Genomic DNA, 20,841 nt, shown 5'->3' with positions numbered 1-20,841 from the left:
TAAACAGCCCGATGCGATGCCGGAATGATGATCGGGCACACCGACAGGGCCGCGTTCAGCTAACTGACCAGATCGCTCAGGTCGCCCTTTACCCCGCCCCCGACTGCCGGTAAGCCGCCAATGCGGCGTCGCGGCCCGCGGCCAGGTCCACCAGCGGCGTAGGCGGATACCCCGGGGCATGTGCCGCCAGCAGCAGCGGATGCTGCCAGGGCGCAAACCGGGCCTTCACCGGCAGCGCGGCGAGTTCGGGCACCCAGCGGCTGATGTACCGTGCCTGCGGATCGAACTTCTCGGCCTGGGTCACGGGGTTGAACACACGGAAGTACGGTGCCGCGTCGGCACCGGTCCCGGCCACCCACTGCCAACCCATGGTGTTGTTGGCCAGGTCGGCATCGACCAGGGTGTCCCAGAACCAGCGTGCGCCATGCAGCCAGTGCGCGCGCAGGTGCTTGCACAGGTGACTGGCCACGATCATCCGCACCCGGTTGTGCATGTAGCCGGTGTGCCACAGCTCGCGAAGGCCGGCATCGACGATCGGCACGCCGGTGTTGCCGCGCTGCCAGTCGTACAGCTGCGCCTCACTGGGCGTTGCCCATGGGAAGCGATCGAAACGCGGGTTGAGGTTGTCGGTGGGCGTCTTCGGGAAGTGATGCAGCAGGTGGTAGGCGAAGTCACGCCAGCCCAGCTGGCGCAGGTAGCCGTCGATGTCGGCGTCGGTGCCGGCGCTACGCAGCCCTTCCAGCGCATGGGCAATCCGCCAGGGTGCGATTTCGCCGAAATGCAGGTGCGGCGACAGCCGCGAGGTCCCGACACGGTCCGGCAGGTCACGCTGCTCGCGATATCCGCGCAGGGCACCGTCTTCAAAGACGGACAGTGCTTCCAGCGCACCGGCTTCACCCGGCTGCCAGTGCTCCCAGAAGCCGGTATCCCAGTCCAGCGTCGGCGCCAGCTGGAGATCATCCAATGCCAGGCTGTCGGCCGCGTGCGGCGCCAGTGCTTCCGGTGCGGCCTGCAGTGCCGGCAGGCGCCAATGACTGAGTACATTGCGCCAGTACGGCGTAAATACCTTGTACGGCTGGCCCTGCTGGGTGGCGATGTCCCAAGGCTCGAACAACAGGCTGCCATTGCAGCTCTGCGCGTCGATGCCCTGCTCGCGCAGCATGCGCTTGATGGTGGCGTCGCGTGGCTGGGTGGCCGGTTCGTACTTGCGGTTCCAGTACACCGCCTCGGCGCCGGTCTGCGCGATCAGCAACTGCAGGGCCGGCAGGCTGTCACCACTGCGCAGCACCAGCGAGGAACCGCGCGTGCGCAGGTCCGCATCCAGCGCGGCCAGTGAAGGGTGGCGCCACGCATCGGAGGCAGCACCCGGCGCCCACTCACCTTCTTCGTGCGGCGCATGGATGTAGACCGGCACCACGTCGTGACCGGCATCCAGCGCGGCCTGCAGGGCCGGATTGTCCTGCAGCCGCAGATCACGGCGGAACCATACCAACGCTACCGACACAGGCACTGCCTTCGTTGTGGAAGGCGCACATGATAGCCAGCGGTGGTGAAGGAGATGCGCGCAGACGCCGTCTGCTAGGCTGCACGGCCGCTACCCGTTGGACTCTGACATGGATGATCTGCACGCCTCATTCGCCCGCTTCGGGCCGCTGCATGCGCAGCACGAGCGTGACTGGCAGGGCCCGTTCCCGCTGCCCACGGCACTGGCGTCGTTCTACGCGCAGGTCGGGCCGCTGGGCGAAGAGATCAATGCCAGGGTTGGCCGCGCCGGCATCACCGTTCCCGGCCTTGATGTCTGGATACCGCCACTGCAGCGCCTGTGGAGCCAGCAGGCCGGCTATCGATGGCATGGCGTCAGCGGCGAACGGATCAACGACTGGCCATCGAACTGGCTGGTGATTGCCGATCGCGGCGCTGATCCGTTCATCCTCGACCTGGACGACGGCCGTGTGCTGTTCAGCCACCACGGTGCCGGCCTGCTGGATGCCGGCGAGATCACTGCCGATGTGCCAACCTTGATGGCGGCTCTGGCTGCTGCAGGCACGGTGTACCTCGATGCCGGCGATGACCTCTACAACGACGATGACGATGGCGGCATCCGTCCTGAACACCAGGACGCAGCCGTACAGGCGGTGGCCCGGGTACTGGGCGACCGCCTGCGGGCCGAGTCGTTCATCGAGACGTTGCTGGACTGAATCCAGCCATGGCGTGGATCTATTTTTCGAAGCGCTTCATCGCTTCGCTGATCAGCGTCCGCGCCTCGGCAGCGTTGCCCCAACCGTTGAGCTGCACCGGGTTGCGCCCGGCCGGCAGGTCCTTGTAGACCCGGAAGAACGCTTCGATGCGCTGTCGTTCGATCTCCGGCAGATCGGCCAGGTCGCGGATGTTGGCGTAGGTCGGGTCAACCTTGTCGGTCGGCACGCCGATGATCTTCTCGTCGTGCTCGCCGCCGTCGACCATCTTCAGGTAGCCGATCGGCCGGAAGCGCACGATCACGCCCGGATGCAGGGGTTCACGGGTCAGCACCAGCGCGTCCAGCGGATCGTTGTCGCCAGCCAACGTGCGCGGCATCGAACCGTAGTTGGCCGGATAGGCGACCGGCATCGACTGGAAGCGATCCACGTGCACCAGGCCGTCCTCCTTGATCTCGTACTTGGTGAAGCTGCCGGCCGGAATCTCCACCGCCAGGTTCACTTCCTGCGGCGCCTGCTTCGGCTGCGCCACCAGGAACGGGTGCAGCACGCCATCGGCGGCGGCCACCGCGGTCGCGAGCAGGAGCAGGGCCCCGCCGATGGCAGCCATGGGGACAAGACGGTGCACGGTTTTCATCTGGATCTCCTCCTCATTCCCAGCAGCGATCGGCGCGGCCCTTGGCAGTCTGCGCGCGCGGGCAGTCACGCGGCGTGATGCGGCCTTCGGTCAGCTCCGTGCGCTGCTTGCCGCCCTTGGCGTCGCGACGCAGCTCGAAGGCATCGTAGAGTCGCCCGGTCACCGTGCGGGCTTCATAGCGCAAGTGCTGCGGATCGATGTGCAACACCTGGAACAGCTGGGTGTCCTCGGCCACCGGATCCATCGTCCTACGTGCCTCGTCGGAGAGACGGTACTGCTTCGGCCCCGCCACGGTCACCACATACTGCGGCGTCGCGGCCTGTCCTTCACCACGGCGGCCATAGGTGTGATCGTGGCCCTGCAGCACCAGATCGACGTTGTGGCGACGAACCACCGGCAGCAGCACGTCACGCAATGCGGCGTTCTCGCGCCCTTCGCGCGGCGAATAGAACGGCTGGTGCAGCAGCACGAGCGTCCACGGCTGCGGATTGCCGGTCAGTACCTTGTCCAGCCACTGCGCCTGCGCCTTGGCCGTGCCAAGGTCGAGTGCCGACGTGCCATCGACCACGGCGACGCGCACGCCCTGCGCATCGAACCAGTAGCTGGTCTGCTGTGCGGCGGATGCCCCATTGCCCGGCAGCGCGAACGTCACCGGCCAGTGCCTGCCCAGCACGCGGCGTTCCTGCGGAGTGTCCTCGAACTCCTCGACATACTCGTGGTTGCCGATCGCCGGCGCGACCAGGGTTTCCTGCGCCAGCCAACCGGTGGCGGCAAACCATTCGCCCCACTCGCTGTCATCGGCACCATCGCCCCCACTGACCAGATCGCCAGCGAACAGGCTCAGGCGCGCCTCGGGTGCGGCCTTCTGCGCGGCGCGCACCACGCGGCTGACATGGCTCACGTTCTTGTTCTGGGTATCTCCAAAGTACAGCAGGGTCAGCGGCTGGTCGGGCGCAGCCAGCGTGCGCAGCTGGTTCCAGGCGCTCCAGCTGCCGTTGCCCTGCACGCGGTAGACGTACAGGGTATCGGGCCGCAGGCCGCTGACATCAGCGCGGTGGTGGTGCGACAGCCCGTTCTCGGTCTGCAGCGCGCGGGTCGTGGCGCGCACCTGGCGGATGCCCTCGATGGCCGGTGAATCACCGGCAAGGGCAATCTCCAGCAGCGGCGCCTGCACGCTGCCGTCGGTGCGCCAGGCCACGGCGAACCCATGGCCGGGATCGACTGCCGGCGAAGCGACAATGCGGTCCGGCACCGTCGTCGCTGCGTAGTGGCGGCTGCCCGCCGGCACCTGGGTGTTCGCTTCAGCCGCCGCGAAGCACAACGACGGCACCGCCAGCAGCAGGCCCAGCGCCAACGTACGCATCAGGCAACGACCGCTCACGAACCACACTCCAGCGGCAATGCCAACTGCTTGGCAATGCTCTCCCAGTCGAACGCCACCACGCCCTGGTCGTCATGCACCGCATACAACGCGCCGTGCGGGAAGCGCGCGCTGGGCTGCGGCATCATCCAGATGCCATCGGTGTTGGCCACGGTATTGCCCTGGAACGCGCCGACCGGCTTCAGGGTGTGGCGGTCGAACAGGTGGAACACGCTGCGCTGCTTGCCCTGTTCGGTGGTGATCCACCAACCATCCTTGCCGCAGGTGCGCAGGGTTACGCCTTCGGCCTGCGCCTTGAACACGTCGCGGCCGAAGGTGGTGCCGGTGAAACGCCCGGCCAGCGTGTAGACCTTGAACTCGCTGGCGTAGCCCTCGTCCTCTTCGGCGATCAGCAGGCGATCGTTCTCGGGGTCGCCCCAGATCGACTCGACCACGCGCAGGGCACCCGCCTCAGTGGTATCACCGATGCTGGCCACAAGCTTCGCTTCGACCTTCGCGCCATCGCGGGTCACCTGGTACTGGCGCACGCGCTTGTCCAGCTCGGTCAGCGGCGGCAGGATGTCACGGCCCTGTGCATCCTCGCCGTTGTCCCAGGAGTCGGTCACGTAGACGCTGTAGCCATCGGCACGGCGGTCGACCCACAGTCCGTACGGCTTGCGCAGGTCGTCCGCAGCGAAGGTCGCCAGTGGAGTGAAGTCCGGCAGGCTCAGTACCTGCACGCGGTGATTGTCGCGCTCCACGATCCACAGCAGATCGTCGGTCACCGCGATGCCGTTTGGGCGATCGAACTGCCCTGGCGCGGTGCCGCTGCTGCCTACGTCGCGCAGGTGCTGGCCGCTGCTGCCGTCGTAGACCACCAGCTTGTCGGTGGCCTTGGCAGTGGCGATCAGCCACAGCTTTCCGTCAGGTGCACGCCAGGCGGCAGGCGAATCGATGTTGTCAGCCGGCGTCATCGGTGAAAGGAATGCCTCGGCGATGGTGGTCACCGCACGCTCGTTCGTGGTCTTCGCTCCGGGCTTGGCCACGGCTGGATCATTGCCGTTGGCCGGCGTACAGCCGGCCACCAACGTCACGGCCAGCATGGTGGCCAGCAGGGTGATGCGAGGCCCGCTCACAGTGCCACCTTCAGGCCCAGTGCGTAGGTGCGGCCATATTCTTCCATCTGCAGGGTGCGCGAGCGCGTGCCCTGGTACAGCTCCAGCGGCTTGTCCAGCAGGTTCTGTGCCTCGAAATACATGCTCACGCGCGGAGTGAACCTGTAGTCAAGCGAGAAGTCGAGCTGGGTGTTCGGCGCTACGTAGATGTCGAAGGCACGGCCGGCACCAAGGGTATCCAGGTACTCGCTGCGGTGCACGGCTGCCACGCGGGTGCTCAGGCCGTACTTCTCGTAACCGATGTGCGCGCTGTACACGTTCTTCGAGGCGCGCGGCAGGGTGAAGTCCTCACCGGCGCGCTTGGCCAGGCCCGGGTCGAAATCAGTGTCCAGCCAGGTGCCGCTGGCACCCACCAGCAGGCCATCCCAGCCAGCCGGGAGGAACGACAGCTGCTGCTGCCAGTTGAACTCGGCGCCACGCACCTTGGCCTTGTCGCCATTGACCGAGGTCACCACCGGCAGGCCGTCGTAGATGCCGTCGGCGCCGGCCTGGCGGACCTGCACGATGTAGCCGTCGATCGACTTGTGGAACACGCCCAGCGAGAGGATGCCGCTGTCGCCGATGTACTTCTCCACCGACAGGTCGATGTTGGTCGACTCGTACGGATCCAGCTCCGGATTGCCCAGGCGCACTTCATTGTCGTTGCGGGCCAGGCCGATGCGCGGCGAGGCATCGCCGAAGCCCGGGCGCGCCACCGTCTTGTTGGCGGCGAAGCGGAATACCCAGTCGTCGCTGGCGTCGTAACGCAGGTGCAGGCCCGGCAGTACGTTGTTGTAGCTCTTGCTGGCGGTGACCCGGGTCGCGGTGTAGGAGCGCCCGTCCTTGGCCACGTCCACGCGATTGCCGGTGGCGCTGAAGCGGGTGTTCTCCACACGCACGCCGCCGATCACGCGCAGCGCACCGATGTCCCAGGTGCCCATCGCATAGCTGGCGAACACGTCTTCGCGCGCGGTGTAGTCGCCTTCCAGAGACGTCGCGGCGTTGCCACCGACATCCTGCGGACGCGCGCTGTATTCGCCACCGTGCTGCGACCAGTAGCTGCGCATCGCCGACGAGTCCATGCCCTGCCCCATCGGGCCGTGGCGATGTTCCGGCGAGCCGGTGGTCCAGTCACTGAGCTTGATCGCCGGACCCACGCGCAGCGACGCCTCATCGACATTCACGTCACGGTCGCGCCAGCGCCCGAGCAGGCCGAACTTGTAGCTGCTGTTGTCGCCGTCGAAGCGGATGTTGACCTGCGCGCTGCGCTCCTCGTCGTCCACCTTCTTCGGCTTGGCCACCACACGGTCGAACTTGTAGTTGGCGTTGTCCAGCCACTGATCGTTGTCGAAGGTGTAGGTGGGCAGGCGGCTACGCTGGTCCAACGTGCCATTGAAGGCCTTGCCGTTGAGCTTGAAGCGCGACTCGATCTCGTCGTCCACGCGTTCTTCGGTACGGGTATAGCCGATCTTGTAGTCCAGTACCGCGTCGGTCAGCTTGTTCTCGCCACCCAGGCTGGCGGCGAAGGTGTTCTCTTCCTTGGTCCGGTAGCGCATGCGCTTGTCGATCGAATCCTTCGGCATGCCGGCAAGTCGATACTGGTCGGTGCCGGTGGCGATCATGTCGGCGCTGTTGAAGTTGAAGATCACGCGCTGGCGGGTTTCGGCATCGTCGAACTGGCTGTACAGCGTGCGCAGGTAGTAACGGCTGTCCTCGTTCGGGCGCCAGTCGAAATTGAGGTTGGCGCCGATGCGCTTGCGCTCGATCTCGTACTTGCGGTTCTGCAGGTTCAGCGCGGTGATTTCGCCCGGGCGGGTGGTGGTCGGATCCTTGTTCCCGCTGACATCACCGTACTCCACTTCGCTGTTGTCCGATTCGAACGTCCGCTTCTGGTAGTTCACGCCGGCGGCAATGCCGAAGGTGTCGTTGAACACTTCGCTGTAGTTGAACGCGGCCTTCGGGCTGGTCTCGCCCGAAAGCTGCTGGTGGCTGCCTTCGATCTTGCCACGCAGGCTGCGGCCCTCGCGGTCGAACGCCGAGGCGGTCTCGACCAGGATCGCGCCGCCAATGGCGTCGCCCGGCATGTCCGGGGTCGGTGATTTGATCACGCGCAGGCGCTCGGTCGAATCGGACGGGATCACGTCCATCGGTGCGGCGCGGCTGGAGTTGTCCGGTGTGCCGATGGCGATGCCGTCGACGCTGACGCTGTTGAGGTTGGCATCCAGTCCGCGCACGACCACGTAGCGGCCCTCGCCCTGGTCGCGCGTCACGCTGATGCCCGGCAGGCGTTGCAGCGACTCGGCCACGTTCTTGTCCGGGTACTGGCCCAGCGCGTCGGACGACACCGCATCCTCGATGGCGTTGCTGCTGCGCTTGAGGTCCACCGCGCGGATCTGCGATTCAAGCTGGGCGCGCACTTCAATGCGGTCCAGGTCGACCGCATCGGCGGCCACTGCACCGGTGGCGGCGACCGCCTGCTGCCCGGCGGCCTGCAGTGGTGCAGCAGCCCCCATCGCCAGGGTCAGGGTGATGGCAACGGCCAACGGAGTCTTGATATGCACTGGGAATCCCCATTCCTGTTAAGAATGGGTCTGCACGGTATGTCCGCAAGGTTGCATGGCAATGACATGCATCTGCACATTTCATGCAGGCCGTCTCCGGCCCCGGTTTGGGGTTGGGCGCCCAATCCGGCAAAATGGCGTCCTCTCTCCTTATCCCCCTTCCCGACCATGAAGATCGTCGAAGTGCGCCACCCGCTGGTGCAGCACAAGATCGGCCTGATGCGCAACGCTGCGCTCAGCACCAAGGATTTCCGCGAACTGGCCAACGAGCTCGGCACGCTGCTGGCCTACGAGGCCACCGCCGACCTGGACACCGAGCCGCACACCCTGGCCGGCTGGGCCGGCCCGGTCACCGTGCAGCGCATCGCCGGCGCCAAGATCACCGTGGTGCCGATCCTGCGCGCCGGCCTGGGCATGCTCAGCGGCGTGCTGTCGCTGATCCCGGCGGCACGCGTCAGCGTGGTCGGCCTGCAGCGCGATGAGGAAACCCTGCAGCCGGTGCCCTACTTCGAGCGCCTGACCGGCCGCCTGGAAGAGCGCGACGCGCTGATCCTGGACCCGATGCTGGCCACCGGCGGCACCCTGATCGCCACCATCGACATGCTCAAGCGTGCCGGCGCCCGCCGCATCAAGGGCATCTTCCTGGTGGCCGCGCCGGAAGGCATCGAAGCAGTCAAGGCCGTGCATCCGGACGTGGAAATCTACACCGCGGCCATCGATGCCCAGCTCAACGACAAGGGCTACATCCTGCCCGGCCTGGGCGATGCCGGTGACCGCATCTTCGGTACCCGCGTCGGTTGATCCGGTGAACCGGGGTCGGATCCCTTTCGCAGAAAGGGCTCTGACCCCACCCCGGATGCCGGCCTACAGGCCGGCCGCGAACGCTTCCAGCTGACCGATGACGGTGTTCCAGCCGTCGAAGAAGCCCATCTGCTCATGCTGGTCGCGCAGGGCCTTGTCCGGGTGCATCACCTGCGCGGTGTAACGACAGCCCTGGCCCTCATCCTCCATCGAGATGATGGCGGTGAAGCCCAGCCACGGTGACTGCGGCCGCCAGCCCGGGCCCAGCATCGAGGTGAACACCAGACGCTGCTGCGGCACGATCTCCAGGAAGCTGCCCGGGTTGTCACTGCTGCCGCCGTCGGGGCCCTGCATGAAGGTGTGGAAGGCGCCGCCCGGGCGCAGGTCGAAGGCACGCACTTCGGTGGACCACGGCTTCGGGCACCACCACTGGCGCAGCAGCTCCGGGTCGGTCCACGCCCGCCACAGGGCGGCGCGCGGTGCGTTCAGTACGCGACTGATGACCAGATCGGTCTCGGGGTTGTTACCTGCGTCTACGGCCATGGGCCTGCTCCTGTCGGTGAAGGGTTTCGACAAACTCGACCATGCGGTCGGCGCGCGCCTCCCACACGACGCGCTGCGCGGCCAGCCATTGCTCGGCCTGGCCCAACCGTTCCGGCACCAGTTCGCAGGTGCGTACACGCCCCTGCTTGCGGCTGCGCACCACGCCACTGCGCTCCAGCACGGCCAGATGCTTCATCAGCGAGGGCAAGGCCATCTCAAAAGGCTCGGCCAAGGTCGACACCGTGCGCGGCCCCTGCCCCAGCGCCGCCACGATCGCGCATCGGGTGGGGTCGGCCAGTGCCTGGAACACGTCTTGAATGGCGGGATCATACTTACCCATATGGCTAAGTAATACGCCGATCTGAATGCCCCTGCAAGCGCTCGCTGCCGAGGCACGATTCTTCACGTGGCCTTGCTGCCTGCAGGCCAATGCTCCGCGCACCCGCCACCGCTTGGAGTGCTCTCGATGAAAGCTTCTTTCCTGCTGGCCGCTGTCCTGCTGGTCGGCCTGCCCCTGGCTGCCAATGCCACCACGCCGCAGCAGCAGCGCATGGCCGACTGCTCGGCCAAGAACAAGGGCTTGAAGGGTGACGCCTACAAGACCGCGCAGAGTTCCTGCCTCAGTGGCCACGCTGCCGAAGCCAAGCCGGCCAACGCGCAACAGGAACGCATGCGCAAGTGCAATGCTGACGCGGGTGCCAAGAAGCTGGCCGGTGACGCGCGCAAGACCTTCATGAGCAGCTGCCTGAAGGCGTCGTAGCATCGCTCGTCCAGTTCAATCGAATGGGGGCAGAGCCCGTTGCACAGCAATGGCATTCGACCCCATTTGAATATCGATATCTGACAGATGTGCCGACCAACGGTCGGCACCCACCAATAGCCACCGGCCACCTGTCAGAGGTGGGGGCGGTGTGGGTGGGCAGGCGCCGTGGATGGCGCCATCGAGCCCCCATGGATGGGTTTACGGCGTGTCCTGACCACCCGCACCGCCCCGCCATCCCACGGAATGCCGTTCTTGATCTTGCTTCGGCTTGTCCAGGTGCAGGGAGCAGCCCTGCCGAACACCCGTCACCCCAGCGCGCGCGCCTTCAGTTCACCCTGCTCGTGCAGGGTCACGAAACGCCCCTTGTCATCGCGACCCAGCTGCGCCAGCGCCACCTGCGGGTCGTGGGTGAAAAACAGATGCACGTTGCGCGCCAGCTTGTCCTCAAGGAACTGCCGCTTCTCGTCGATCAGGAGCTCGGCATTGCGGTCGTAGCCCATGGTGATCGGCACGTGTACCCATGAGCGCCCCGGAATCAGGTCGGCACAGAACACCACCCCGCCGTGCGCATCTTCGCCGGCGTGCGCGTGGCCGACAATCTCGGCCAGCATCAACCCCGGCGTGTGGCCATCGCTGTAGCTGAAGCGAACGCTGCGACCCAGAACCTTCGAATACTCGCCGTCCACTACTTCCAGGCGACCGCTGGCCTGCAGCAGGCCAGGCAGCTCCGGAATGAAGCTGGCACGGTCGCGCGGATGCGGCTGCATGGCGCGCTGCCAATGCTGCGCACCGACCACATAAGTCGCATTGGGGAACAGCAGTTCCGGCTCACGCCCTTCGCTCCATGCCGCCAGCAGGCCACCGGCATGATCGAAATGCAGGTGGCTGAGCACGACGACATCAATGTCCTCGTGCTCGAAACCTGCTTCGCGCAGCGAATCGATCAGTACGTGCTGGCTTTCCTGCACGCCATAGCGCTCACGCATGCGCGGATCGAAGAACGCCCCGATACCGGTTTCAAACAGCACGGTCTTGCCTTCCAGCGGGCTGGCAAGCAGCGCACGGCAGGCCAGCTCGATGCGATTGAGCTCGTCCGGTGCCGCCCATTTTTCCCACAACGCGCGCGGCGCGTTGCCGAACATCGCGCCGCCGTCGAGGCGCTGCGAGTTTCCACGAATAGACCAGAGTTTCATGTGTCGATTATCGGCGCCGGCTCGTTAAATAATCGCTAGAAAGGAAACAGAAAACCCCGCCGTCAAGGGCGGGGTTTCGGTAAACAGCCAGATTGGCGGCCAGCGGCCGGCACGACTGGATCAGCGTGCCGGCACGACCAGGGCGCTGCCCACCGGGTTGCGCGGGTCGCTGCCGCCAAACAGCTTGTTGGCCTTCCGGTCCCATTCCACGGTCTGCAGGTTGCCCCACACGTGGCTGGACCCGCGGCCCCCGGCGGCCACATTGCCCGGCAGGTCGATCTTGTGACCCATCGCCTGCAGCTGCTTCACCGTGGCCGCGTCGAATGCATCGTCCTCTGCTTCGATCAGGTCCGGCAGCCACTGGTGGTGGTAGCGCGGCAGCGCGGCAACCTGCTGCGCGTCCAGGCCGGCGTCGTAGCCGAGGATGCCCAGCAGCACCATGGTGATGATGCGGCTGCCACCCGGGGTGCCCAGCACCACCACCTTGTCGGCGTTCTCCATGAAGGTCGGGGTCATCGAGCTGAGCATGCGCTTGCCCGCCTTCGGCGCATTGGCCTCGTAGCCCATCACGCCGAACGCGTTGGGCGTGCCCGGCTTCAGCGCGAAGTCGTCCATCTCGTTGTTCAGCAGCACGCCGGTGCCCTTCGGAATCAGCCCCGAGCCGTACAGCAGGTTGACGGTCTGGGTCGCGCCGACGCGGTTGCCGTCGCGATCGATGATCGAGAAGTGCGTGGTCTCGTCGTCTTCCAGCGGCGTCGGGTTGCCCGACAGCAGGTCGCTGGGCGTGGCCTTTTCCGGATGGATGGTCGCCCGCAGGCCCTGTGCGTAGTCCTTGCTGGTCAGCACCTTCTGCGGGATCTGCACGAAGTCCGGATCGCCGAGGAAGAAGGTGCGGTCGCGGTAGGCACGGCGCATCGACTCCACCACCAGGTGGGTGCGGTGCGCCGGGTCCATCTTGTTGATGTCCCAGCCTTCCAGGATCTGCAGCATGCTGGCCAGCGCGATGCCACCGGACGACGGCGGCGGCGCGGTGGTGATCTTCCAGCCGTTGTAGTTGAACACGATCGGTTCGCGCTGCTTCACGCGATAGCCGGCCAGCTCTTCAGCGGTCCACTTGCCGCCGGCCTGCTTCACGCCGGCCAGCAACAGCTTTCCGGTCTGGCCCTTGTAGAAGCCATCGAAGCCACCTGCGGCCAAGCGCTCCAGCGTCTGTGCCAGCTCCGGCTGCTTGAACAGGTCACCGCTGGCGATCGGCTTGCCGTTGCGCAGGTAGACCTCACGGGTGCCGGGATAGCGCTCCATCACCTCACGGCGAGAGGCATAGCCCTTGGCCATGCGGTCGTAGACCGGGAAGCCTTCGCGCGCGATGCGGATCGCCGGCTGCAGCGATGCAGACAGCGGCAGCTTGCCGTGCTTGGCCGACAGCTCGACCAGCGCCGCAGGCAGGCCCGGAATACCGGCCGACCACGCACCGTTGACCGAGCGGTCACGGTCGAGGTTGCCCTGCTTGTCGAGGAAGGCCTGCGGCGTTGCCGCGGCCGGCGCGGTCTCGCGCGCGTCCAGCATCACGTCCTTGCCGGTGGCCGCGTCGTGCAGCAGGAAGAAGCCACCGCCACCCAACCCGGAACTGATCGGCTCGACCACCGCCAGCGTGGACGATACCGCCACCGCGGCGTCGAAGGCGTTGCCGCCCTGCGCCAGGATGTCGATGCCGGCCTGGGTGGCCAGCGCGTGGCCGCTGGCAATGGCCGCGCCGTCGGGGCGCTCGGCACGGGCCGGGCTGTCGGCCCAGGCAATCGGGCTCAGCAGCAGGCCGAGCAGCAATAGAGGGCGGACGATCAGCGTCTTCATTCGGATGGGGACTCCGCGTAGAGTTCGGGGTGATCGTGCTGCAGCTGGCGCAGCTTGGCCAGCAGCTGGTCTTCCGTTTCCACGATCTCCGGGTCCGGATCGATGCACTCGACCGGGCAGACGACCACGCACTGTGGCTCGTCGAAATGACCCACGCATTCGGTGCAGCGCGCAGGGTCGATCACGTAGATGGTTTCACCCATCGCAATGGCCTGGTTCGGGCAGGCCGGCTCGCATACGTCGCAGTTGACGCAGAGCTCGTTGATTTTCAGCGACACGGCGATACTCCTCGCCCGCGCCTTGGGACAAAGGACCGGCCAGCGCGGGCGCGCGGGCCGGTCAGGTCATCAGCGGCGCCCTTGCAGGACGCCGCCCGGGCCATGCCGGAGCATGGCCGCCATGGCTCGGTCTTACTTAGCTTCGACGAAAATGTACTCGGCACCGGTCGGCTGGATCGCAGCCTGAACGCGGGCGTTGTCGGCCGACTGGCCGATGAAGACGACGCGCACGCCCTTCATCGAATCCGGCGACACGTCCTTGAACACGGCTTGGATCATGTCAGCCATTTTGCCCGAGGCCGACGAACCGAAGGCCAGCATGTTGCCCGGCTGCACGCCACGGGCCACAGCCTGGGTCGCGCTCTCGGTCTGGCGCTCGTACTTGGCCTGGAAGTCCGGGTCCGATTCCGGGGAGAGGTAGTACAGGAACGGGCTGTTGGTGATGTTGCCCATGTTCTGGATGGCCACTTCCTGCAGGTACTTCTTCCAGCCCGCATCGTCGTCCTTGGCCGGGGCGACCAGGGCCTGCTTGGCCTCGTCGACCGGAGCGGCCTCTTCCTTCTTGCAGGCGGTGAAGGCCAGGGCCAACGAAGCGATCAGCATCGCGCGCATGGTGGTGTTCATGGGTTTCCTCCCGGAATGGTGCGTGGTGTTGTGCGTAATGGGGTGCGGGTACAGCAGGACTTACGACTGTGCCGCCTTCGCTTCGCGGACCTTGCGCAGGGCTTCGAGCACCGCGGCCGGCACGAAACCGGACACGTCGCCGCCCAGGCGCGCGATCTCGCGGACCAGCGAGGACGAAATGAAGCTGTGCTGCTCGGCCGGGGTCAGGAACAGGGTCTCGACCTCGGGGATCAGGTGACGGTTCATGCTGGCCATCTGGAACTCGTACTCGAAATCGGACACCGCGCGCAGGCCACGCAGCAGCACCCCGCCCTGGACCGAACGGACGAAATGGGCCAGCAGGGTGTCGAAGCCGATGACCTCGACGTTGCCATGGTGCCCCAGTGCGCCACGCGCCAGCTGCACGCGCTGCTCCAGCGGTAGCGCCGGGCCCTTGGACGGGCTCTGCGCCACGCCCACCACGACCTTTTCAAACAGCGGCGCGGCCCGGCTGACCAGGTCGATATGACCGTTGGTGATCGGGTCGAACGTGCCGGGATAGACGGCAATGCGGCGGTTGGCCACGGTCATGGGCGGATGCAGATGTTCAGATGAGGTCAAAGTGTAGCAGTGGCGCGGCGGTACAGGGCAAAGCGCACCTCGCGGGTGCCGCCCTCGCGGTGCAGCAGCCAGTCCGGCGGCAGCACCGGCACGTGGCCGGCCGGCGATTCCAGGTACAGCCAGGCATCGGCGGCCAGGTGCCGAGGCAGCTGCGCCAGCACGTCCTGCCACAGGCCATCGGCGAACGGCGGGTCGATGAAGACCAGATCGGCCTGCTGCGCGGGCGCGCCCTGCAGCCAGCGCAGGGCATCGGCCTGCACCACGGTGATCTGATCGGCGGCCTGGAGCTTCGCCACGGCCGCGCTCAGATTGCGTCCCAGCTGCGCGTCGCGCTCGACCAGGGTGGCGTGGGCAGCACCGCGCGAAACCGCCTCCAGGCCCAGCGCGCCACTGCCGGCGAACAGGTCCAGCACCCGCGCGCCGCCCAGTCTGGGCATCAACCAGTTGAAAAGGGTCTCGCGCACGCGGTCACTGCTGGGCCGCAGCCCCGGCAGGGTCGGCACCGGCAGGCGGGTATTGCGCCAGCGACCGCCGATGATGCGGACCTGGCCGTCGTTGCCCCCACGGCCGCTCACAGGCGCCCCCGGCGGGGTTCATTCGAGAATTTCAGCATGAGCGGGATTGTAGTTCGGCCGGGCTTTGCCCGGCACCCGTCGAAGCCACGGCAACGGCCGAAGCAACGGCAAAAGCCGGATATCCGTGGGTTGGCGGGGTGGGTCCGGTCGAGGGGGACGCTGCAAGTACGTCCATGTAAGCTCGGTCGCCGCATCCATGCGGCTCACGCCCCCTCAACCGGACCCACCCCGCCTTCGACAGTTTCCTGCGATCTGCCGGAAGGTCTCTTGGGGTCAGATCCGTTTTCCTGCGGAAAACGGATCTGACCCCAGTTTTATTTCGATATCTGACAGAGGTGTCGACCAAGGTCGACACCTGCCAACAGCCGCGTGAACCTGTCAGAGGCGGGGCGGTGTGGGTTGGCAGGACCGTTGGCGCCATGGATGGCGCCATCGAGCCCCCATGGATGGGTTCACGGCGTGTCCTGCCAACCCACACCGCCCCGCCATCCCACGGATAGCCCGCTGCTGCTGTTGATGTTGCTGTTGCTGTTGCATCGGCCTCTGCAGGTGCAGGGCTGCAAGCCCTGCCGAACAACCCCTTGATTTCGGGACAATCACCCCTACCCCTTGGCGAGGCCGCACGCGCTGGCGCGGCATTGCACATGGAGCCCTATCGATGACCGAGACCACCCAGACCGAAACCCTTGGCTTCCAGACCGAAGTCAAGCAGCTGCTGCAGCTGATGATCCACTCGCTGTACTCCAACAAGGAGATCTTCCTGCGCGAGCTGGTCTCCAACGCCGCTGACGCTGCCGACAAGCTGCGCTTCGAAGCCCTGACCCAGCCGGCCCTGCTTGAAGGTGACAGCGAGCTGCGCGTGCGCGTCAGCTTCGACCCCGCCGCCCACACCATCACCATCGAAGACAACGGCATCGGCATGAGCCGCGCCGAGGCAATTGCCCATCTCGGCACGATCGCCAAGTCCGGCACCGGCGATTTCCTCCGCCAGCTGTCCGGCGACCAGAAAAAGGATTCGCAGCTGATCGGCCAGTTCGGCGTCGGCTTCTACAGTGCCTTCATCGTTGCAGACCAAGTGGAAGTGACCTCGCGCCGCGCCGGCCTGGGTGCAGGCGAAGGCGTGCGCTGGACCTCGCGCGGCGAAGGCGATTTCGAAGTGGCCACCATCGACAAGGCCGAGCGCGGCACCCGCATCGTGCTGCACCTGAAGGACGGCGAGCACGATTTCGCCGATGGCTGGCGCCTGCGCGGCATCCTCAAGAAGTATTCGGACCATATCGGCCTGCCGATCCAGATGCCGAAGGAAGGTGGCGAAGAAGGCGGCGCGGTCGAATGGGAAACCGTCAATCGCGCCAGCGCGCTGTGGACCCGCCCGCGCACCGAGATCAGCGACGCCGAGTACACCGAGTTCTACAAGCACGTGGCACACGACCACAGCGATCCGCTGGCGTGGAGCCACAACAAGGTCGAAGGCAAGCTGGAGTACACCTCGCTGCTGTACGTGCCCGGCCGCGCGCCGTTCGACCTGTATCACCGCGATGCGCCCAAGGGCCTGAAGCTGTACGTGCAGCGCGTGTTCGTGATGGACCAGGCCGAGCAGTTCCTGCCGCTGTACCTGCGCTTCATCAAGGGCGTGGTCGATTCCAACGACCTGTCGCTGAACGTCTCGCGCGAGATCCTGCAGTCCGGTCCGGTCATCGATTCGATGAAGGCCGCGCTGACCAAGCGCTCGCTGGACATGCTGGAAAAGCTGGCCACAGACAAGCCGGAGCAGTACGCCACGTTCTGGAAGGAATTCGGCCAGGTGCTGAAGGAAGGCCCGGCCGAGGACTACAACAACCGCGAGAAGGTGGCCGGCCTGCTGCGCTTCGCCTCCACCCGTGGCGACGGCGATGCGCAGAACGTGTCGCTGGCTGACTACCTCGGCCGCATGGCCGAAGGCCAGGACAAGATCTACTACCTGACCGGCGAGAGCTACAGCCAGGTGCGCAACAGCCCGCACCTGGAAGTGTTCCGCAAGAAGGGCGTGGAAGTGCTGCTGCTGACCGACCGCATCGACGAGTGGCTGATGGGCTACCTGACCGATTTCGACGGCAAGGGCTTCGTCGACATCGCCCGCGGCGACCTCGACCTGGGCGCGCTGGAAACCGAAGCGGACAAGCAGGAACAGGAAGCAGCGGCCAAGGACAAGCAGGGCCTGGTCGAGCGCCTGAAGACGGTGCTGGGCGATGACGTGGCCGACGTGCGCGTCTCGCACCGCCTGACCGATTCGCCGGCGGTGCTGGCCATCGGCGAACAGGACCTGGGCCTGCAGATGCGCCAGATCCTGGAGGCCAGCGGGCAGAAGGTGCCGGACAGCAAGCCGGTGCTGGAGATCAACCCGGGCCATCCGCTGATCGCCAAGCTGGATGCTGAAGCCGATGGCGCGCGTTTCGACGATCTGGGCCGGGTGCTGTTCGACCAGGCTGCATTGGCCGCCGGCGACAGCCTGAAGGATCCGGGCGCCTATGTGGCGCGCCTGAACAAGCTGCTGCTGGAGCTGTCAGCCTGATCGACAAGGTGGTCGCCGGGCATGGCCCGGCTTACCCGGCGATGCTCTGGTAGAGGCCAACCTCGGTTGGCGCCCAAAAAGCGTGCCAACAAGGTTGGCACCTACCGGGGCGGGTGGTGAGTGCCAACCAGGATTGGCATCTACCAGGCGGGTCGAGCCTGTCAACCAAGGTTGACACCCGCGAAAGCCGGGAGGCTCAGGCCTCGCGATCCAGCAGCGAGCCGAGCATCTGGTCCTGGCGTCGGATCACCGCGGCGTTGGAAGCGAAAGCCACCACCTCGGCTTTCGCTGCCAGCAGATCACCCAGTGGTGCATTGCCATCGGTGCCGGTAGGGGTCACCGCGGCCTGCACCCCGCCCTGCTCCACCGTACTGCGTTGCAGCTGCAGGGGTTGGGCATCAGGAGTCGCCAGGTTGGCCACGTTGTGCGCGGCCACCTGCACGCCCTGCTGGGCCGCACGCATCCCGCCGAGGGCGATTCCCATCACGTTGTTCATGGCGGTCTCCGGACCGCCCTGCGCAGCCCTCCGCACCGGTTAACGGCCGGCCGGCCGCGACCTTGAGTCCACATCGGCCCGACAGGCCTGAGTGGTAGCATATCCCTCTGATTTCAGCGCCTTTTGCCAATGCTCAGTTTTTTCCGCCGCAAGAAGCCCCAGGATGCCCCCGCAACGGAGGCACCCAAGACCCAGCACTACTCGGCTGAAGAGCTGGCGGCGGCGTTTCCGTCGGCCGCGCCGGTCGAGGACAAGGAGCCGGCACCGGTAGCCGTACCGGCCGAGCCTGCACCGGTCGAGCCGCCCCCGGCAACCGCCGTTCCGGTCGCTGTCGAGCCCACCCCGGCGATTCCGGCCCCAGCCGCAGCGGTTCCGGCAGCTCCTGCGCCGACGGCGCAGATCGACGTCGCCCCCATCGCGACCCCGGCCATCGAACCGGCACCCGCACCGCTGCCCGAGCCCACCCCGGCACCGGTCACCGACGACCTGCCTGCTGCCGCCTCGGTCGACGCTGCTCCGGCACCTGCCGGCAAGCCCGGCTGGCGCGAACGCCTGCGCAACAGCGTCATCGCGCGCAGCTTCGGTGGCCTGTTCTCGCGCAACCCAAAACTCGACGACGACCTGCTGGACGAGCTGGAAACCGCCCTGATCACCGCCGACGTCGGCGTGGGTGCCACCACCGACCTGGTCGAGGGCCTGCGCAAGCGCATGAAGTCGCGTGAGTTCGCAGATGCAAATGCGCTGCTGGCCGCGCTGCGCGCCGAGCTGATCGCGATCCTGCAGCCGGTGGCCAAGCCGCTGGTGATCGACCGCAATGCCAAGCCCTTCGTGGTGCTTACCGTCGGCGTCAACGGCGTTGGCAAGACCACCACCATCGGCAAGCTGGCCAAGCGTTTCAAGGATGAAGGCCACAGCCTGATGCTGGCCGCCGGCGACACCTTCCGCGCCGCCGCCGTCGCACAGCTCCAGGCCTGGGGCGAGCGCAACGGCGTGGCCGTGGTCGCCCAAGGGCAGAACGCCGATGCCGCTTCGGTGGCATTCGATGCGCTGCAGGCCGGCAAGGCCCGCGGCACCTCGGTGCTGATCGCCGATACCGCCGGCCGCCTGCACACCCAGTCCGGCCTGATGAACGAGCTGGGCAAGATCCGCCGCGTGCTCGGCAAGATCGACGCCACTGCACCGCACGAAGTACTGATGGTGATCGACGGCACCACCGGCCAGAACGCGCTGTCGCAGCTGCGCCAGTTCAATGCAGCGGTGAACGTGACCGGCCTGGTGGTGACCAAGCTGGACGGCACTGCCAAGGGCGGCGTGGTGTTCGCGCTGGCCCGCGAGTTCGGCATTCCGATCCGTTTCGCCGGCATCGGCGAGCGCCCGGAAGACCTGCGCGTATTCGATCCGGAAGCCTTCGTTGACGCCCTGCTGCCCGAAGCGCTGGGTGCCTGATAGACCGTGCAGCCACGCTTGGCGTGGCTCTACTGCAGCCCGGTAGAGCCACCCCATGGGTGGCTGCCCACCTCCGGAATACCGATGCCCCGCCAGCCGCACGCCAGCGCCGGAACCACGCAGACCGACGACTTCGTCACCCACCTGCTGCATTGGTTCGACGACCACGGTCGCCACGACCTGCCCTGGCAGCATCCGCGCAGCCCCTATCGGGTCTGGTTGTCGGAAATCATGCTGCAGCAGACCCAGGTGAGTACGGTCATCCCGTACTTCCAGCGGTTCCTGCAGCACTTCCCGACCCTGCCCGACCTCGCCGCCGCCAGCAATGACGCGGTGATGGCGCAGTGGGCCGGGCTCGGCTACTACGCCCGCGCACGCAACCTGCACGCGGCAGCCAAGCGCTGCGTGGAACTGCACGACGGCGACCTGCCACGTGACTTCGACGCGCTGCATGCCCTGCCCGGCATCGGCCGCAGCACCGCCGGTGCGATCCTCAGCCAGGCCTGGAACGACCCGTTCGCGATCCTCGATGGCAACGTCAAGCGGGTGCTCAGCCGCTACCACGGCATCGACGGCTTCCCGGGCCTTCCGGCCATCGAGAAGCAGTTGTGGGCGATCGCCGAGGCGCACGTGGCGCAGGTGCCGGCCGGACGCGTGGCCGATTACACCCAGGCGCAGATGGACCTGGGCGCGACCGTGTGCAGCCGCGCCAGACCCGCCTGCGTGATCTGCCCGCTGCAGGACGCGTGCGTGGCGCGCCGCGAAGGCCGCACCGCTGAACTACCCACGCCCAAGCCCAGCAAGACCCTGCCCGAGCGCGAAGCAGTGGCCCTGCTGCTGCGCGACCCCCAGCAGCGCGTGCTGCTGCAGAAGCGGCCGGACACCGGCATCTGGGCGCAGCTGTGGACGCTGCCGCAGGCCGAGGCCGGCAGCGACCTGCAGGACTGGTTCGATGCGCATGTTGAAGGTTCGCTGGAAGACGCCGAGGAGCTGCCAGTGCTGCAGCACACCTTCAGTCACTACAGGCTGCACCTGCAGGTACTGTCGCGCCAAGTGAACGGCCTGCGCGTGAAAGAACCCACGTTGCGCTGGGTCGCCTACGATGAACTGCGCGCGCTGGGCCTGCCCGCGCCGATCCGCAAACTGCTCGACGGCGCGACGATCAAGACGCCAGAACGAACTTCCAAGAAACCCCGCAACCACGAGTGAGTGC

General features: G+C 66.6%; 20 protein-coding genes. 6 read left to right on the top strand and 14 right to left on the bottom strand.

The genetic code is table 11. The features are described from left to right. Positions 1-88 precede the first annotated feature (88 nt). Positions 89-1,504, bottom strand: a complete 1,416-nt coding sequence (locus tag AC5P99_RS08065; RefSeq protein WP_495213020.1) for a cryptochrome/photolyase family protein — start codon at positions 1,502-1,504, stop codon at positions 89-91. A gap of 109 nt (positions 1,505-1,613) precedes the next feature. Here AC5P99_RS08065 and AC5P99_RS08060 point away from each other — a divergent pair, with 109 nt between their 5' ends. Further along, a complete protein-coding gene (locus AC5P99_RS08060) occupies positions 1,614-2,198 on the top strand; it encodes a hypothetical protein (protein WP_088435618.1) in 585 nt (194 codons plus the stop codon). A 19-nt stretch (positions 2,199-2,217) separates the two neighbouring features. On the opposite strand, the gene AC5P99_RS08055 is transcribed toward AC5P99_RS08060, so the two are convergent. Genes AC5P99_RS08055 through AC5P99_RS08040 form a run of 4 tightly spaced genes read right to left on the bottom strand, consistent with a single transcriptional unit; the run spans position 2,218 to position 7,859 of the window. Continuing rightward, positions 2,218-2,832, bottom strand: coding sequence for an inorganic diphosphatase (locus AC5P99_RS08055; protein WP_012479786.1), 615 nt, complete (start codon positions 2,830-2,832; stop codon positions 2,218-2,220). Positions 2,833-2,845: 13 nt separating this feature from the next. Next, the gene (locus AC5P99_RS08050) at positions 2,846-4,195 is read right to left on the bottom strand and encodes a purple acid phosphatase family protein (RefSeq protein WP_217482223.1); all 1,350 of its coding nucleotides are present in this window, start codon (positions 4,193-4,195) and stop codon (positions 2,846-2,848) included. A 14-nt stretch (positions 4,196-4,209) separates the two neighbouring features. Next, positions 4,210-5,295, bottom strand: coding sequence for a phytase (locus AC5P99_RS08045; protein ID WP_088435621.1), 1,086 nt, complete (start codon positions 5,293-5,295; stop codon positions 4,210-4,212). 29 nt (positions 5,296-5,324) lie between these two features. Further along, positions 5,325-7,859, bottom strand: a complete 2,535-nt coding sequence (locus AC5P99_RS08040; RefSeq protein WP_407073042.1) for a TonB-dependent receptor — start codon at positions 7,857-7,859, stop codon at positions 5,325-5,327. A 216-nt stretch (positions 7,860-8,075) separates the two neighbouring features. Between AC5P99_RS08040 and upp the strand changes: the two genes are divergently transcribed. Beyond that, a complete protein-coding gene (upp, locus tag AC5P99_RS08035) occupies positions 8,076-8,708 on the top strand; it encodes a uracil phosphoribosyltransferase (RefSeq protein ID WP_005416149.1) in 633 nt (210 codons plus the stop codon). Between the two features lie 63 nt (positions 8,709-8,771). On the opposite strand, the gene AC5P99_RS08030 is transcribed toward upp, so the two are convergent. Both AC5P99_RS08030 and AC5P99_RS08025 read right to left on the bottom strand, forming a co-directional pair. Beyond that, entirely contained in the window at positions 8,772-9,251 is a 480-nt protein-coding gene (locus AC5P99_RS08030) for an SRPBCC family protein (protein WP_024956419.1), read from the bottom strand. Beyond that, complete coding sequence (locus tag AC5P99_RS08025) at positions 9,232-9,657, bottom strand: ArsR/SmtB family transcription factor (RefSeq protein ID WP_254919412.1); 426 nt, start codon at positions 9,655-9,657, stop codon at positions 9,232-9,234. Before AC5P99_RS08025 ends, AC5P99_RS08030 begins: the two co-directional genes overlap by 20 nt. A gap of 60 nt (positions 9,658-9,717) precedes the next feature. Between AC5P99_RS08025 and AC5P99_RS08020 the strand changes: the two genes are divergently transcribed. After that, positions 9,718-10,011 carry a PsiF family protein gene (locus tag AC5P99_RS08020; RefSeq protein ID WP_005412985.1) on the top strand — a complete coding sequence of 98 codons (294 nt, stop codon included), beginning with the start codon at positions 9,718-9,720 and terminating at the stop codon, positions 10,009-10,011. A 308-nt stretch (positions 10,012-10,319) separates the two neighbouring features. Here AC5P99_RS08020 and AC5P99_RS08015 read toward each other — a convergent pair whose 3' ends face one another. The 6 genes from AC5P99_RS08015 to rsmD all read right to left on the bottom strand — a co-directional run bounded on the left by AC5P99_RS08015 (position 10,320) and on the right by rsmD (position 15,135). Further along, positions 10,320-11,207: an MBL fold metallo-hydrolase gene (locus AC5P99_RS08015; protein WP_005412984.1), complete on the bottom strand. Its 888-nt coding sequence runs from the start codon at positions 11,205-11,207 to the stop codon at positions 10,320-10,322. Positions 11,208-11,327: 120 nt separating this feature from the next. After that, positions 11,328-13,058, bottom strand: a complete 1,731-nt coding sequence (ggt, locus tag AC5P99_RS08010) for a gamma-glutamyltransferase (protein WP_024958359.1) — start codon at positions 13,056-13,058, stop codon at positions 11,328-11,330. Next, on the bottom strand, positions 13,055-13,336 hold the full coding sequence (locus AC5P99_RS08005; protein ID WP_049404607.1) for a YfhL family 4Fe-4S dicluster ferredoxin: 282 nt from the start codon (positions 13,334-13,336) through the stop codon (positions 13,055-13,057). Before AC5P99_RS08005 ends, ggt begins: the two co-directional genes overlap by 4 nt. Positions 13,337-13,468: 132 nt before the next feature. Then, entirely contained in the window at positions 13,469-13,960 is a 492-nt protein-coding gene (locus tag AC5P99_RS08000) for a hypothetical protein (protein WP_005409092.1), read from the bottom strand. Positions 13,961-14,020: 60 nt separating this feature from the next. Further along, positions 14,021-14,530 (bottom strand): pantetheine-phosphate adenylyltransferase, encoded by a 510-nt coding sequence (coaD, locus tag AC5P99_RS07995; RefSeq protein WP_005409091.1) that lies wholly within the window; start codon positions 14,528-14,530, stop codon positions 14,021-14,023. A gap of 26 nt (positions 14,531-14,556) precedes the next feature. Then, a complete protein-coding gene (rsmD, locus tag AC5P99_RS07990) occupies positions 14,557-15,135 on the bottom strand; it encodes a 16S rRNA (guanine(966)-N(2))-methyltransferase RsmD (protein WP_005412982.1) in 579 nt (192 codons plus the stop codon). A gap of 658 nt (positions 15,136-15,793) precedes the next feature. On the opposite strand from rsmD, the gene htpG reads away from it, so the two are divergent. Next, a complete protein-coding gene (gene htpG / locus AC5P99_RS07985) occupies positions 15,794-17,686 on the top strand; it encodes a molecular chaperone HtpG (RefSeq protein WP_088437110.1) in 1,893 nt (630 codons plus the stop codon). A 196-nt stretch (positions 17,687-17,882) separates the two neighbouring features. Here htpG and AC5P99_RS07980 read toward each other — a convergent pair whose 3' ends face one another. Continuing rightward, positions 17,883-18,182 carry a hypothetical protein gene (locus AC5P99_RS07980; protein WP_088437111.1) on the bottom strand — a complete coding sequence of 100 codons (300 nt, stop codon included), beginning with the start codon at positions 18,180-18,182 and terminating at the stop codon, positions 17,883-17,885. A gap of 129 nt (positions 18,183-18,311) precedes the next feature. Between AC5P99_RS07980 and ftsY the strand changes: the two genes are divergently transcribed. After that, positions 18,312-19,628 carry a signal recognition particle-docking protein FtsY gene (gene ftsY / locus AC5P99_RS07975; RefSeq protein ID WP_012479774.1) on the top strand — a complete coding sequence of 439 codons (1,317 nt, stop codon included), beginning with the start codon at positions 18,312-18,314 and terminating at the stop codon, positions 19,626-19,628. 84 nt (positions 19,629-19,712) lie between these two features. Next, complete coding sequence (gene mutY, locus AC5P99_RS07970; protein WP_088437112.1) at positions 19,713-20,837, top strand: A/G-specific adenine glycosylase; 1,125 nt, start codon at positions 19,713-19,715, stop codon at positions 20,835-20,837. The last annotated feature ends 4 nt before the right edge of the window (positions 20,838-20,841 follow it).

Source organism: Stenotrophomonas sp. YJH_SMC_80 (assembly GCF_059372495.1).
This window is presented reverse-complemented; position numbering and strand designations above follow the sequence as displayed.

Bases quoted from the DNA above. Each gene is read 5' to 3' on its own strand.
- AC5P99_RS08060 (WP_088435618.1), top strand. From the start codon at position 1,614: ATGGATGATCTGCACGCCTCATTCGCCCGCTTCGGGCCGCTGCATGCG.
- AC5P99_RS08055 (WP_012479786.1), bottom strand. From the start codon at position 2,832: ATGAAAACCGTGCACCGTCTTGTCCCCATGGCTGCCATCGGCGGGGCC.
- AC5P99_RS08050 (WP_217482223.1), bottom strand. From the start codon at position 4,195: ATGCGTACGTTGGCGCTGGGCCTGCTGCTGGCGGTGCCGTCGTTGTGC.
- AC5P99_RS08045 (WP_088435621.1), bottom strand. From the start codon at position 5,295: ATGCTGGCCGTGACGTTGGTGGCCGGCTGTACGCCGGCCAACGGCAAT.
- AC5P99_RS08040 (WP_407073042.1), bottom strand. From the start codon at position 7,859: ATGGGGGCTGCTGCACCACTGCAGGCCGCCGGGCAGCAGGCGGTCGCC.
- upp (WP_005416149.1), top strand. From the start codon at position 8,076: ATGAAGATCGTCGAAGTGCGCCACCCGCTGGTGCAGCACAAGATCGGC.
- AC5P99_RS08030 (WP_024956419.1), bottom strand. From the start codon at position 9,251: ATGGCCGTAGACGCAGGTAACAACCCCGAGACCGATCTGGTCATCAGT.
- AC5P99_RS08020 (WP_005412985.1), top strand. From the start codon at position 9,718: ATGAAAGCTTCTTTCCTGCTGGCCGCTGTCCTGCTGGTCGGCCTGCCC.
- AC5P99_RS08015 (WP_005412984.1), bottom strand. From the start codon at position 11,207: ATGAAACTCTGGTCTATTCGTGGAAACTCGCAGCGCCTCGACGGCGGC.
- ggt (WP_024958359.1), bottom strand. From the start codon at position 13,058: ATGAAGACGCTGATCGTCCGCCCTCTATTGCTGCTCGGCCTGCTGCTG.
- AC5P99_RS08000 (WP_005409092.1), bottom strand. From the start codon at position 13,960: ATGAACACCACCATGCGCGCGATGCTGATCGCTTCGTTGGCCCTGGCC.
- coaD (WP_005409091.1), bottom strand. From the start codon at position 14,530: ATGACCGTGGCCAACCGCCGCATTGCCGTCTATCCCGGCACGTTCGAC.
- htpG (WP_088437110.1), top strand. From the start codon at position 15,794: ATGACCGAGACCACCCAGACCGAAACCCTTGGCTTCCAGACCGAAGTC.
- AC5P99_RS07980 (WP_088437111.1), bottom strand. From the start codon at position 18,182: ATGAACAACGTGATGGGAATCGCCCTCGGCGGGATGCGTGCGGCCCAG.
- ftsY (WP_012479774.1), top strand. From the start codon at position 18,312: ATGCTCAGTTTTTTCCGCCGCAAGAAGCCCCAGGATGCCCCCGCAACG.
- mutY (WP_088437112.1), top strand. From the start codon at position 19,713: ATGCCCCGCCAGCCGCACGCCAGCGCCGGAACCACGCAGACCGACGAC.